The 13,380-nt window shown below is 47.3% G+C and carries 13 protein-coding genes, 1 tRNA gene and 1 pseudogene; 9 read left to right on the top strand and 6 right to left on the bottom strand.

Features of this window, described 5'->3' with window-relative positions; genetic code table 11:
* The first annotated feature begins 14 nt into the window (after nt 1-14).
* From aroA to DESPODRAFT_RS15365, 3 genes are all read left to right on the top strand, one after another.
* Nucleotides 15-1,271: a 3-phosphoshikimate 1-carboxyvinyltransferase gene (aroA, locus tag DESPODRAFT_RS15375; protein ID WP_004074603.1), complete on the top strand. Its 1,257-nt coding sequence runs from the start codon at nt 15-17 to the stop codon at nt 1,269-1,271.
* A 12-nt stretch (nt 1,272-1,283) separates the two neighbouring features.
* A complete protein-coding gene (gene aroL, locus DESPODRAFT_RS15370; RefSeq protein WP_004074601.1) occupies nt 1,284-1,823 on the top strand; it encodes a shikimate kinase AroL in 540 nt (179 codons plus the stop codon).
* Nucleotides 1,824-1,913: 90 nt separating this feature from the next.
* On the top strand, nt 1,914-2,297 hold the full coding sequence (locus DESPODRAFT_RS15365) for a hotdog domain-containing protein (protein WP_004074598.1): 384 nt from the start codon (nt 1,914-1,916) through the stop codon (nt 2,295-2,297).
* 101 nt (nt 2,298-2,398) lie between these two features.
* On the opposite strand, the gene DESPODRAFT_RS15360 is transcribed toward DESPODRAFT_RS15365, so the two are convergent.
* The 3 genes from DESPODRAFT_RS15360 to DESPODRAFT_RS15350 are packed head-to-tail and all read right to left on the bottom strand — an operon-like array spanning nt 2,399 to nt 4,737.
* Nucleotides 2,399-2,725, bottom strand: coding sequence for a hypothetical protein (locus DESPODRAFT_RS15360; RefSeq protein ID WP_004074596.1), 327 nt, complete (start codon nt 2,723-2,725; stop codon nt 2,399-2,401).
* A gap of 13 nt (nt 2,726-2,738) precedes the next feature.
* Nucleotides 2,739-4,052, bottom strand: a complete 1,314-nt coding sequence (locus DESPODRAFT_RS15355) for a TolC family protein (RefSeq protein WP_004074593.1) — start codon at nt 4,050-4,052, stop codon at nt 2,739-2,741.
* Between the two features lie 28 nt (nt 4,053-4,080).
* Nucleotides 4,081-4,737 carry a TIGR04211 family SH3 domain-containing protein gene (locus tag DESPODRAFT_RS15350; protein ID WP_004074591.1) on the bottom strand — a complete coding sequence of 219 codons (657 nt, stop codon included), beginning with the start codon at nt 4,735-4,737 and terminating at the stop codon, nt 4,081-4,083.
* A gap of 159 nt (nt 4,738-4,896) precedes the next feature.
* On the opposite strand from DESPODRAFT_RS15350, the gene DESPODRAFT_RS15345 reads away from it, so the two are divergent.
* Both DESPODRAFT_RS15345 and nagZ read left to right on the top strand, forming a co-directional pair.
* A complete protein-coding gene (locus DESPODRAFT_RS15345) occupies nt 4,897-6,339 on the top strand; it encodes a DNA integrity scanning protein DisA nucleotide-binding domain protein (RefSeq protein ID WP_004074589.1) in 1,443 nt (480 codons plus the stop codon).
* Nucleotides 6,340-6,348: 9 nt separating this feature from the next.
* On the top strand, nt 6,349-7,347 hold the full coding sequence (gene nagZ / locus DESPODRAFT_RS15340) for a beta-N-acetylhexosaminidase (protein WP_004074587.1): 999 nt from the start codon (nt 6,349-6,351) through the stop codon (nt 7,345-7,347).
* On the opposite strand, the gene tsaD is transcribed toward nagZ, so the two are convergent.
* Both tsaD and purM read right to left on the bottom strand, forming a co-directional pair.
* Nucleotides 7,344-8,342 carry a tRNA (adenosine(37)-N6)-threonylcarbamoyltransferase complex transferase subunit TsaD gene (gene tsaD, locus DESPODRAFT_RS15335; RefSeq protein WP_004074584.1) on the bottom strand — a complete coding sequence of 333 codons (999 nt, stop codon included), beginning with the start codon at nt 8,340-8,342 and terminating at the stop codon, nt 7,344-7,346. The two genes, nagZ and tsaD, sit on opposite strands and share 4 nt — an antisense overlap.
* Nucleotides 8,343-8,365: 23 nt before the next feature.
* The gene (gene purM / locus DESPODRAFT_RS15330; protein WP_004074582.1) at nt 8,366-9,409 is read right to left on the bottom strand and encodes a phosphoribosylformylglycinamidine cyclo-ligase; all 1,044 of its coding nucleotides are present in this window, start codon (nt 9,407-9,409) and stop codon (nt 8,366-8,368) included.
* 164 nt (nt 9,410-9,573) lie between these two features.
* Here purM and DESPODRAFT_RS15325 point away from each other — a divergent pair, with 164 nt between their 5' ends.
* The 4 genes from DESPODRAFT_RS15325 (at nt 9,574) to DESPODRAFT_RS15310 (ending at nt 12,685) form a co-directional block, all read left to right on the top strand.
* On the top strand, nt 9,574-10,887 hold the full coding sequence (locus DESPODRAFT_RS15325; RefSeq protein ID WP_004074580.1) for a homoserine dehydrogenase: 1,314 nt from the start codon (nt 9,574-9,576) through the stop codon (nt 10,885-10,887).
* A 90-nt stretch (nt 10,888-10,977) separates the two neighbouring features.
* Entirely contained in the window at nt 10,978-11,583 is a 606-nt protein-coding gene (gene thrH, locus DESPODRAFT_RS15320; protein ID WP_004074578.1) for a bifunctional phosphoserine phosphatase/homoserine phosphotransferase ThrH, read from the top strand.
* Nucleotides 11,584-12,549, top strand: a complete 966-nt coding sequence (gene rfaE1 / locus DESPODRAFT_RS15315; protein WP_004074576.1) for a D-glycero-beta-D-manno-heptose-7-phosphate kinase — start codon at nt 11,584-11,586, stop codon at nt 12,547-12,549.
* Nucleotides 12,550-12,608: 59 nt separating this feature from the next.
* Nucleotides 12,609-12,685 (top strand) — tRNA-Met (locus DESPODRAFT_RS15310).
* A 421-nt stretch (nt 12,686-13,106) separates the two neighbouring features.
* Here DESPODRAFT_RS15310 and DESPODRAFT_RS15305 read toward each other — a convergent pair.
* Nucleotides 13,107-13,380 (bottom strand): annotated as a pseudogene (locus tag DESPODRAFT_RS15305) (hypothetical protein); the annotation flags it as partial.

The following is a 13,380-nucleotide window of genomic DNA, read 5'->3' as shown; positions in this document are numbered from 1 at the left end:
TAAAGGAGAACTTTATGAAACTGGTAATTTCCAGAAAGATCCATGACCAGGTGGTCAAAATTCCGGGTTCCAAGAGCATTTCACACAGGATGTTGATCTGTGCCGCGCTGGCCGACGGCATATCTCAAATTTATAATGTGCTCGACAGCCAGGATATTTCTCTTACCCGCAAAACCCTGGAGTGTATGGGGGCTCAAATCGAAAGCAGACAAGACGGTACCCTGTCGGTTACAGGTTTCGGCGGCAGGCCCAAACCCTGGCCGGATCCCATCCACCTTGGTAACTCAGGCACGTCCATGCGCCTTTTAGCAGGCATTGCCGCCCTTGGCAGCACCCCATATACTCTGACCGGGGATGAGCGCATGCGTCAACGCCCCATGGGAGAGCTTTTAGACGCTCTTGGCCGTATCCGGATCAGTGCGGCTTCCCAAAACAATGAAGGTACACCGCCGGTAGTGATCCAGGGCGGTGACAGGGCAGGGGGGCGAACGCTTCTTGACTGCTCCAGGTCAAGCCAGTACCTGTCCGCCCTGCTCATGGCCGGTGCTTTTTTTGATCAGGGCCTCGTGATTGATTTGACAGGGCCTGCCGTGTCCCAGCCATATATTGATTTGACTTTGGATGTGATGAAGCAGTTTGGGGTCAATGCCTTCCAGGTATCCGACACCTGCTATGAGGTCCCGGGGGGCCAGACTTACTCATCCGGAAGCAGAACCGTGGAGCCGGATCTTTCCAATGCCGGCTATTTTTGGGCAGCAGGGGCTGTAACAGGTGCGGATATCGGGGTGGATAATATCGGCACAGCCTCTTTGCAGGGCGATCTGAAACAGGCATATATATTTGAGAAGATGGGCTGTACGGTAAATCATGATGGCCGGGTCCTGCGGGTAAAGGGCCATCCCCTGCACGGCGTGGATGTGGATATGTCCGATACCCCCGATGCCGTGCCTGCTGTGGCTGTAACAGCCGCGTTTGCCGAAGGCACCACCCGGATTCGTAATATTGGACATCTTCGGGTCAAGGAGTGCGACCGCATTGATGCGGTTTGTTCCCAGCTCACAAAAATGGGAATTAAAGCGGTGCAGGGACCGGATTTTATGGAAATTACGGGGGGCACACCCCATGGCGCACTCATTGAAACCTTTAACGACCACCGCATTGCCATGGCCTTTGCGGTTGCCGGTCTTAGGGTGGACGATATTAAAATTGAAAATCCCGTGTGCGTGGAGAAATCATTTCCCACATTTTGGCAGCTTTTTGACGCCCTCTAAAAAGGAGGTACCATGGGTCCCATTTTTCTTATCGGATACCGGTGTACCGGCAAAACCAGTACCGGAAAGTACCTTGCCGATCTTTTGAATAAAACGTTTCTGGATACGGATCTGGTTTTGGAATCAACTTACGGTACAACCATTGCACAGATGGTGGGCCGGCACGGCTGGGCCTATTTCAGGGCAAAAGAAACTCAAACACTTATGAATCTGGATTTGAAGAATTCACCCGTCATAGCTACGGGCGGGGGGATCATCCTTGCAGAAGAAAACAGACAGTTTTTAAAAGAAAACGGGATTGTTGTATATCTTTATGCCACAGCATCCGTTCTGACGGACAGAATCAGCAAAGATGAAAACAACACTGACCGAAGACCGGATTTAACCCGTGACAGCCTTTCCCTTGAAACAGAAAAAATGCTTGAAATCAGAACCCCCTTGTACCAGGAGCTTGCGGGTGTCTCGATTGACACCGAAAAATACACTCCGAAAGCCGCGGCACTAGAGATCAAGGCCCAACTTGATCCAGGGAGTCGGACCGAAATTTCATAAGTTTGCAAAGTAACCCAATAAAATTGTTTTTTTGCAACGCCGCAGGTGGGCAACTTTTCGTCCAAACACTAAAAAAAAGGAGAATTTTTAATGGATATCATAACCCATCAATTAATAGACAATGAATTGTGCGGAACGCCGGTCATGGTTGAAACCGGTAAGAGCCGTGTGGAATATACGACTACGCCCAGAATGGCGACAGATGACTCAGGGCTGGTGCATGGCGGATTTATTTTCGGACTTGCCGACTATGCGGCTATGCTTGCAGTGAATCATCCCAATGTTGTGCTTGGCGGAGCGGATGTTAAATTCCTGAAACCTGTCAAAGCAGGGGAATCGGTCTGTGCCGAGGCTAGTGTATCATCCGTGTCAGGTAAAAAACAGATGGTCGGTGTTGTGGTTAAACGTGAAGATGAAGTGGTTTTCAAAGGGGATTTTTCCTGTTTTATCCTGGAAAAACATGTCCTTGAATAAAAAAATTCCAAGCACCATCTCTTATCAAAACATGGTGCTTGGAATATACATTCAATGGAAAATAGCCGTGAATGCGCTCAAACTATTCGAAGTATCCGATTTTACGCCTCCTGGGGCGTTTTGATCATATCGTTTTCCATCATGTCAGCAATATCTAAGGCGGAATTCAAGGCATCGTTAATCATGAAAAGCTGAATTTTCAGTGTTTTCAATGAGGCCGGGGTCGCCGAAATCTTTTCTTCTGATGCAAGAAGCGACGAAAACAAGTCTGCTTTTTGGGCAAAATCGGCCAAACGTTGACTAAATTGAACGATCTGTTTTGCCCATTTGTCCCTTTCTTCTCTTGTCAGGTCTATATTTGCGTTGTCAGTGCCGTTAATCAGGTGGTCAATCTGGTACTCCTCGGGGGTGGCGATGATTTCGTACATAGGTTGTACTCCTTTATTTTTTGTTTAAAAAATAATATAGGATATCCCCCTGGGTGTAAATAATTTTCAAAATGGACAGATAAAAGGAGGAACGGGCATTGGATATGCGCCGCTGGGCCTCAACAAGCAACGTATTGGCATCCATGATATCTATACTGTCAGCCATGCCGTATTTGAATTGCATTTGAACGGCGTTGAAATTTTCTTCGGCAGATTTCACTTCATCAGCAAGGTTGATCAGGGTCGCTTTTGAGGTGTTAAATTCCAGAAAGGATTGCTTTGATTCAAGGATTATGGCCTTTTCTTCATTGGCAAGTGCCTGCATGGCCTGGCGATACTTTGCCATGGCCTGGCGTACCTGAGCACTTCGCAATCCGCCGTCATACAGGGTAACGACCAGCTGGGCCTGGATATATGCCTCTGCGGTATCATATCCGCCTTGTGCCCCGTTTCCTGTATCATAGGTGATATCTTTTTCCCGGTAGCCGCCTTCAATCTCAAAACGGGGCCAATAGTCACCTTTTTCATAGGCTATGCTTCGCCGGGCAATTTCAACCCCCTTTTTACCTTCCTTGATTTCATAACGGTTTTCAAGGGCCTTTAATTTTATCTCTTCAAGGGTGATTGAAAAATTTTCAATCTCTTTGATATCCCCCGATGCAATGGAGAACTGGTCTTCGATACCGGTGAGCCTGACAATACCTGCCTTGGCTGTCTGAACATTATTGATCGCCACAATCTGATCGGTTTTAGCCTTTGACAATTCAGCCCGGGCCCTGTAAATCGCTGTTTTTGTCACACTACCCACCCTAAGTTTTTCATTTATCGAATCTGTGTATGTGGTCAAGCGCTCAACTTCGGCATCCGCCACCTCCACCAGACGTTTCAAATTCAATGCCTGGATATAGGCCTGAGCCACCTGGAAAATGTAATCAGTTCTAATGTTTTGTTCTGAATATTTTGCCTTTTCAATATCTTTTTTACTGATATCATAGGCGATCAGTTCCCTGCCGTTCAGGGTAAATGACTGGGTGAGTTTGCCGCCTAAGGTATTTACATCAGGCGTGTAATAGTCGTCGTTTTTATAATTCAGGTAACTGGCGTATAGCGTAGCTGCAGGAATAAGCACGGACTGGGCACGTTTTTTATCCTGTTCGGCAATATAGGTCTGCTCCCTGGCAATCTGGATGCTTTCTGCATTTTTATTGGCGATTCGGCATAATTGTTTCAGGGTATATGACGGCTTGCAAAAAGCTTGTGCTGAAAATCCGAAAAGCAGTAACAATGATACCAGAACGAAGAGATGAATCTTGTTTATCTTTAACATTATAACTTTTGGGGGTCGAAGGTTAAAGTCAGTCCAGCAATGAGCTTGAGCCACCCTGCCTGGAAGATACACTCAGACCTATAACCCAGCCAAGGAGAAGCACGCCCACACCGGCCAGAAACCATTTAATCATGCCGGTTTTAAACATGAATTCGTAGTTACCCTTTTGCTGGGCAAGTGTGTCCGGCAAAGATGTGTTCTGGGTTTTAAGGCGTTTGTTCTCTTCTAACGTATCGGTGGCAGAGGCAGCCTTAAGCGCAGTATATTGTGACTTTAAGGTTTCAAGGTTTTGAATCAGGACCTGGTTCTCTTTTTTCAGCTGCTCCATGACGGCGTGGTCTGCCTGTTCCGTCAATGCCCTGATTTTTTCTTCAAGGGCGGCATTTTCTTTTTTTAACTGGTCTATGATCATTGGTTTGGGTAGATCGGTTACAACATAATTTTTGTCGACCCATCCCTGCTCCCCGGATGAAAGTGCCACCTTAAGGTAGCCGTTGCTTTCTTCAATTATGGTTAAAGGGGTATCGCTTTTTAAAGCGGAGATCAAAGGGTAGTTGGGGCCGGGTCCCTTCCTGAATGTAAGAATGAGCATATCAGAGACATAAGCGGTCTGGGCGCGGCATAACCCTGTGATCCCGATAACAATTAGAACAACCGCACAAATTCGTGGAAATAGTTTTAGCATTATTAATTGCCTCCTTAACGGTTTTTAGTTAATTATCAGTCCTTCCCTGTTTTTACAACACCCGGCATGTAAAAAAAACTTGCCAAACCGCATGGAACATGGGATCAATCATTACTTCCTGTCATTGATTACAGTCTGTTGAATTAAAACGGTTGGCGTATGAACCTGGACTCTTTCAAGAAATTGTGTATTGCAAATATCCTTAACGGGGTGTCTGACGGGTTGCGCAAATATTCAAATCCCAGCCGCGTTGCCCTGCTGTTTGCTCCGGGGGCGGATGATCCGGTTCAGATATTTGACCCCCAGGATCTTTTGTTCGGGCATGAAACCGTGCTTGAGGAAATATTTGTTATTCACGAAGACCGTTGGCGGCAGCATATCGGAGAGCAGATTGAAAATCAGCCCAAAGGTTATCTTATCCCCCAGGAAAATTTGGACTTGTCAGGGCTTATTGTGTTTGCAGGCGCAAGTAGTGACTTTTTTTACCAGGTCTGGTTCACCGAGCACCATCCTGACATATGTTCCATCAAACCGACAGAAAAGTGGCTGGAACAGGCTGCTTGCCTGCTTGCCCATGATTATACCTCGGGTAATCCGCCTATCAACTGTTCGGATTATGTGGTTAAGAACTATGCGCTCCAGGCCATAGCCGATTACATGGTGGATGAGCGCAACAGTCATCTCGGGTATGATACTAAAATTCAGATACCCACGATCCTAGACCATATTCTTTCCATTTCAAAAACTAGGGAAGAGGGGTCCTGGGCAAGGGGGCATCTTTTTTTTACGGACCCGGTCAATATCGACACCATTGATTTTTTGACCATGTTCCAGCGTAATGAAAGGCCGGTCATTTCAAATATCAAACACATCAGAAAACTTCTTGTCAGTGTAGAGCGTTCAAATCGTAAACTGGTTTCCGACGGCAATTATGTTGTGGGGATCACATTAGCCCCTGTGCCCGAGTATGCTATTGTTGCCGATTTCAGGGGCGATCACGGTTTTTTGAGTCTGGGTACCCAGAAAATAGCCTCATTTTGTGACGGCAATTTTTATTCCACCACCAGGGAAAACAAGCTGGTGGAGTTGGAGGAATTGCTTTTGGATTCACAGCTTGATATCGAAGCTGCCGGCACCTTGTTCAGTATCGTTTCCGGGTTGATACACAAGGCAGGACATTCACATTACGGCAGTACCGTGGTGATTGATATGAACGAAGTCCCACTGGTGCTGTCCGGCCATGTGCTGGATCCGCCTTTAACTCTTATGGATCGTGATAATTATGACCTGGCTTCGGCATTCATGCGCATTGACGGGGCAGTTCAAATAACACCGGATGCTAAAATTCGCGGATTTGGCTGTCTTCTGGACGGGCAGTCCGTTACCTGGGAAAATATGGCCCGGGGTGCCAGATACAACTCGGCATTGAGATTTTCCGCCACAACATCAAAAGTGATTGTGATTGTCGTTTCTGCCGACAGACCTATTTCAATCATATATAACGGCATTGAATTGAACGGAATATCCAGATGGAAACCCATTTATCAGTATATGCCGGAAATATTAACTCTTAAAGAGCATTTGCATGGTGTGCAGATATGATGAACTGTTATGACTCAATTTGATTTTAAATCATTATCGGATCTGGCCGGCCAGCGTTTGATTTTCGGGTTTGAGGGTCAGAGCCTTAATTCTGAATTAAAATATCTGATAAAGGAATACAGGGTCGGGGGGATTATCCTGTTCCGGTCCAATATTGAATCTGCAGACCAGTTGCGCCGTTTGTGTATGAATGCCCGAAAATATGCACTGGATCAAGGTTTGCCGAATTTGTTTGTTGCCGTGGACCAGGAAGGTGGCCAGGTGGCAAGACTGCGAAAACCCTTTACTGAATTTCCCGGCAATCCCCATATCAAGACCATTGATGATGCCCGTGAATTTGCCCGGATTACAGCATCAGAGCTTTCTGACATGGGTATTAACATGAATATGGCTCCGGTTATGGATGTAGCGCCGCCGGATGTGGATTCCATCATGAAAGACCGGGTGTTTTCAGGGGGGGCAAACCGTGTGTCCCGACTGGGTACTGCGGTGATCCAGGGGCTTCAAAAGGGTGGGGTCATGGCTGTGGCCAAACATTTTCCCGGTATTGGCAGAACACTAAAAGATTCCCATTTTTTTCTGCCTGAACTGAATGCGGAACTGTCCGATTTAAAACAGACAGATTTGGTCCCTTTTGAAGCTGCAAAAAAAGCACAGGTTTCAGGGATTATGCTGTCCCATATTTTGTATCCAAAACTGGATCCGGACTGGCAGGCCAGTCTGTCAAAGACCATTGCATACGATCTATTGCGACAGGATATGGAATACCAGGGCCTTGTCATGACCGACGATCTTGATATGAAGGCCATCAGTCACGATATGGATACCTGTATTCACAGGATCTTGATTGCACAAATCGACATGGCGCTTGTATGCCACGCCGGACCCAATATCACCGAAGCCAGAGAGGCGATGATGCGATATCTTGAAAAGGACGGGGAGCTGTTTGAATCGGGTTGCGCTTGTGTGAAAAGGATTTTAGCGGCAAAGGAAAGGTTTCTTGTTTAAAATTTTACCCGGGAATACACATCATCGCCAAGGCCGCAAACCTGGTTGTCCCGTATCATTTCCCAGCCCCTGGCTGCAATCATGGCCGCATTATCTCCGCACAGGGACAAGGGGGGATAAAACACTTTTATTTGATGCTGGCCGGCCCTTTCAGAAAGGGTGTTGACAAAGGTGCGGTTGGCGGATACCCCGCCCGCAATACCTATGCTTGAACAGTTTCTATCCCTGGCTGCAGCAAGCAGTTTGGTGGAGAGCACATCAATGACAGCCATTTGGAATCCGGCTGCCACATGGGCAGGTCGGTTTTCGCTCATATCAGGGTTTTCATGCAGGTGCCTGGCGACCGCGGATTTAAGTCCGCTGAAACTGAAGTCAAAGTTGTCTTTCCCAAGCATGCTTCGGGGAAATTTGATTTTTTCAGGGTCCCCTTTTTTTGCCAAAGCTTCAATGGCAGGTCCGCCCGGATAGCTTAACCCCATCATTTTGGCCACCTTGTCAAAGGCTTCTCCTGCCGCATCATCCCGTGTTTGGCCCATAAGGGTGAATGCGCCGGGGCCTTTGACATGATAAATATTGGTGTGTCCGCCTGACACCACAAGGGAAATGAATGGGAACCTGGGGGGATTGTCCAAAAGTTGTAAAGAGCAGATATGGGCTTCAAGATGGTTAACACCGGCCAACGGCAGGTTCCGTGCCCAGGCCAGGGCCTTGGCATAGGAAAACCCCACCAGAAGAGCGCCTATCAGTCCCGGACCCCGGGTGGCGGCAATGCCGTCAATGTCATCTAAGCTCACACCGGCTTGTGCCAGGGCCTGAACCACAATCGGATCTATGACTTCAAGGTGCATGCGCGATGCAAGTTCAGGCACTACGCCGCCGTAAATGGCATGGGTGGATACCTGGGAGGCCACAACAGAAGAGCGAATACGCACACCGTCTTCAACGACGGCAGCTGCCGTTTCGTCGCAGGAGGATTCGATCCCGAGAATGAGCATGGGTTTACCTGCCTGAAGGGTAATCAGACGTACTGGGTCTGGGTCTCGTGGTTTTCCCTTTCCAGGATTTCACCGATAAAATACGCTTTTTCGTCCATGGCAACCAGTCTATCCATGACCTCCTGGGCGGATTTTTCAGGGACCACCATCACCATGCCGACGCCGTTGTTAAATGTCCGGTGCATGTCATGTTCCGGCACATTGCCTTCCCGCTGGATAATGTTGAATATTGGGGGAATCTGCCATGACCCTTTGTGGATGACGGCCTTGCATGTCTGGGGGATGACCCGGATGATGTTTTCATCTATGCCGCCGCCTGTGATATGAACCAGGCCGTGAATAGGCAGGTCACGCAGCAGGCTTAAGATCGTGGATACATAGATGATGGTGGGTTTGAGCAGTTCTTCCCCAAGGGTGGTATCCAAGTCAGCCAGCCGGGTATTGACGTCATACCCGCATTTGTCAAAAAAAACCTTGCGCACTAAAGAAAAGCCATTGGAGTGAACACCTGAAGAGGCTATGCCGATAAGTTTGTGCCCGGGACGAATGTAGGAGCCGTCGATGATTTTGTTATTGTCAACGATACCGACGGAAAAACCTGACAGATCATATTCACCACCCTGGTACATGCCGGGCATTTCAGCGGTTTCTCCGCCGATCAGCGCACATCCAGCCTCTGTGCAGCCTTCGGCAATACCCCTAATAATTTTTTCAGCCACACTGTTGTCCAGTTTTCCCATGGCAAGATAATCCAGAAAAAATAATGGCTTAGCTCCCTGGACAATGATGTCGTTGACGCACATGGCCACAAGGTCTATACCTATGGTGTCATGTTTGTCCATCTGGAATGCGATTTTCAGCTTGGTACCCACCCCGTCTGTGGAGCTGACCAGCACCGGGTTGGAAATATTGGCCAGGTTTAGGGAAAAAAGTCCGCCGAAACCACCGATTTCACCCATAACACCGGTACGTGGGGTAGATTTGGCTATGTCTTTTATCCGGTCCACCAGCCGGGTGGCTTTATCAATATCAACGCCGGAATCCGCATATGTTAAAGAGTCATTCATTTCATCTCACCTGTGGAATATAGTAGATCTGTCAATCCCTTTAAAATCATCAATCATACGCCCAAAGGCCGTAAAAAGTCAAAAGCTTTTTGACAAGGGATGCCTGGATGAAGTATTAAGTTGGGTGATTTTAAACACGGGACTATTTTGGAGAAAATACCTTCATGAAAACAATCCATATCGGCCTACTTGGATTCGGTGTAGTAGGGGCAGGCGTGGCAAAATTGCTCAAGGAGAAAAAAGACTTGCTTGAAGCCCGGATCGGTGCCAGTCTGAATCTGAAAACCATTGCTGACCTTGATATTACAACGGACCGGGGTGTTGAATTGACAGGCACCCAATTAATAACCGATGCTGTAACGGTTATCAATGACCCTGACATTGACATTATTGTGGAGCTTATCGGCGGGAAAACCATAGCCAGGGATTTCATCCTTAAGACCCTTGAAAATAAAAAACATGTGGTGACTGCAAACAAGGCGCTTCTGGCAAATTTTGGTAATGAGCTGGTCGCCGTTGCCGGAAAAAATCAGGTGGATTTGGCTTTTGAAGCCTCCTGCGGGGGATGTATGCCCGTCATCAAAAGCCTGCGGGAATCTTTGGTCGCCAATGACATCCATGGCATGTGCGGAATCCTTAACGGTACCTGCAATTATATCTTAAGCAAGATGTCCCAGGATGGCTCTCTATTTGAGGATGCCCTAAAAAAGGCACAGGAGCTGGGTTTTGCCGAGGCTGAACCATCACTGGATGTGGATGGATATGATACGGCCCATAAACTTGCCATCTTAAGTGCCCTGGCCTATGGTATGGAAATCAACCTTGATGATATTCATGTGGAAGGTATCCGGAACATAGGTCCGGCTGATATCGGGTTTGCAAAAGATTTTGGTTATACCATTAAACTGCTTGCCATCGGGAAAAAACATGAGAACCATGTTGAAGCCCGGGTGCATCCCACCATGATTCACAACTCCAATCCGTTGTCTCATGTGGATCACTCCATGAATGCCATTGCCATTGATGCAGACGCCACCGGCAGAACCATGCTTTACGGTCACGGTGCAGGCATGATGCCCACAGCCTCCGCTGTACTCTCGGATATTGCTGATATTGCCAGGAATATCATTGCCGGCACCCGGCGCAGGGTTCCTACCCTTGGATATCCCGAGGAAAATATTCAAAAAATACCAATTCTACCCATGGCGCAGTTGTCCACCCGGTATTATCTGCGCTTTGAAGCCCAGGATCATCCGGGTGTTCTATCCACCATTTCAGGAATTCTAGGTGAAAACGATATCAGTATTAAATCTGTTCATCAAAAAGGGCGCAATGCCAATGGGCAGGTGCCCATTGTGATGCTGACTCACCTGGCCAAGGAAAGCAGGATTCAGGCGGCCCTTGCTAAAATTGTTCAAACCGACTGCGTGGTGGGACAACCCGTTCTTATCCGTATTGAAGATGATGAGACTGAGTAGGGTTCGGTTGTTCTGGGGTATTTATATCCCGATATCCGGGATAAAGGTTGCAGCATAAATAGAATAAATAAGAGAAAAAGGGTTAAAGGAATGAAAATACTTGTTGCAGATCTGGAAGGGGTCTTTTTGCCTGAAATCTGGATTAATGTGGCGAAAAAAACGGGGATTGAGGAACTTAAACTCACCACCCGGGATATCAGCGATTATGATGTGCTTATGACCAAGCGTCTATCCATACTTGATGAGCATAATCTGACACTTAAGGATATTCAGGATGTCATTGCAGGCCTTGACCCCCTTGATGGCGCAAAGGAGATGTTGGACTGGATCCGGAAACGCACTCAGATCATTATCCTGTCCGATACCTTTGAAGAGTTTGCAGGGCCGCTTATGGAAAAATTAGGCTTTCCTGCACTTCTCTGCCATAATCTTACCGTGGACGCAACAAACCGGATTATCGGATACAATTTGAGAATTGACAATCAGAAAGCCCGGGCCGTCAAAGCCCTTCAAGGTTTGAATTATCATGTTATTGCGTTTGGAGATTCCTACAATGATACCGGGATGATCCTATCTGCAGACCAGGGCTTTTTCTTTAAGCCCCCTGAGTCCATTACCAAGGATTTTCCTGATATTCCCATTACCCGCTCCTATGATGAGCTTCAAGTCATGCTTACCACTCTTCTGGCGAACTGAATGATAAACATTGATCACTTTAAAGCGCTGCGGGTGCTTGTCATCGGGGACTTAATGCTCGATGAGTACCTGTGGGGAAGGGTAGACAGAATTTCACCGGAGGCGCCTGTGCCTGTGGTGGCCGTGGAAAAGACCAGCCATACACTGGGCGGAGCCGGCAATGTGATAAATAACCTTTCAGCTATGGGGGCAACGGTCTTCGCCATGGGTACCGTGGGTAAGGGGCCGGCCGGCCGTGATGTTTTAAAAATGCTTGGAGCCTTGAACGTTGATGTCACAGGGGTGATCAGTGAATCGGACCGGCCTACAACACGTAAAACCAGAATCATTGCAGCCAGTCAGCAAATGCTGCGCATTGACAGGGAAGTCATGCACCGGATCAGTGCCCATACGCTTGAGGAATTAACTCGGATTCTTGCCGGTTACATAGACAAAATGGATCTTGTTATCATTTCAGATTATGATAAGGGTTTGGTAACCCGTGAGCTTGTAGCACGTATTGTTGAACTGGCAAACAAATCAGGCGTAATGACCCTGGCCGATCCCAAGTCCATGGATTTTTCCAAATACATGGGGGTAAGCGTTTTGACCCCTAATAAAAGAGAAGCTGCAATTGCCGCGGGTATGCAGATTCAAACTCCCGAAGAGATGGAAGCGGCTGCAGCAAAGATCATGGCTTTGGCCGGGCTTGAAAAACTTCTTATTACCTGCGGAAAGGCCGGTATGGTCCTTTATGAAACCGGAAAACCGGCTGTCGCTATTGCATCCAAAGCAAGGCAGGTCTTTGATGTGTCCGGGGCCGGAGATACGGTTATCTCTATTTTAGGCCTGGGGTTGGCATCAGGTGCCACGTTTAAAGCGGCTGCCGGGCTGGCCAATCTTGCGGCAGGTATTGTCGTGGCTAAAGTCGGTACCGCAACCGCATCAATTGATGAGCTAAAACAGTGTGTTATGGTTAATGTTTGAATTATATGAAAATTTAACTTGACTCGAAAGCTTCTTTGATCTATATTGCTAAATGTTGTTGCGGGGTGGAGCAGTCTGGTAGCTCGTCGGGCTCATAACCCGAAGGTCGTTGGTTCAAATCCTTCCCCCGCTACCAAGTATATCAAGGCTCTCGGCGGTTTCGCCGGGAGCCTTTGTTATTTCTGGAGGGTGAGGTGTGACGTAATTGTCACATCTATGATAAGTTTTGTCAAGGGGAAAATGTAGATTTCCCTTCACTTTTTAAAGACATTCTCCAAAAGCGTTAAATGGCCCATTGCATTAACTCCTGATCTTTTTAATCTATTTCATTTAAGTGCCAAAAAGATAAAGATCTTTTGACCAGACATCTATTTGCTGTATCAGGTCCTTTTGTAAAGGAACCATCACAGAAGATTAAGTTTGGGTAAACCCGCTGACCTTGAAACACTATAAATGATGTATCACGGCGGTTGCCGATCACATAGTCCCCAGAAAGCAAGGACCAGCGGGAAGATCTATTGTAAATGCAATGCTATTAATGTATCAATGCGACCGTATCAGGCAGCCTGATATGGAGCTGTCACCTCAAAATCCTTTTTGGATTTTTCAACAGCCAGCATATAGGCTACAAGCTTTCTTGCTACGGCCAGGGTCGCTCTATTCTTGTTTCCCTTTCTCAATTCCCTTTCATGAATTTCAGCCAATTGAGGATTCCAATGTGGTGCAAGTTTTGCCGCCTCAACCAGAACAGTTTGCAAATGTTTATTCGTTTTTTGGATATCGGACCACGACTTTCTTTGCCGCCAGATTCTTTTTGAGCCGCGCAAAGGC

The organism is Desulfobacter postgatei 2ac9 (assembly GCF_000233695.2).
GTDB classification, from domain to species: Bacteria; Desulfobacterota; Desulfobacteria; order Desulfobacterales; family Desulfobacteraceae; genus Desulfobacter; species Desulfobacter postgatei.
Note: the sequence above shows the minus strand (reverse complement) of the source record. Positions and strands in the feature narration are given on the sequence as shown.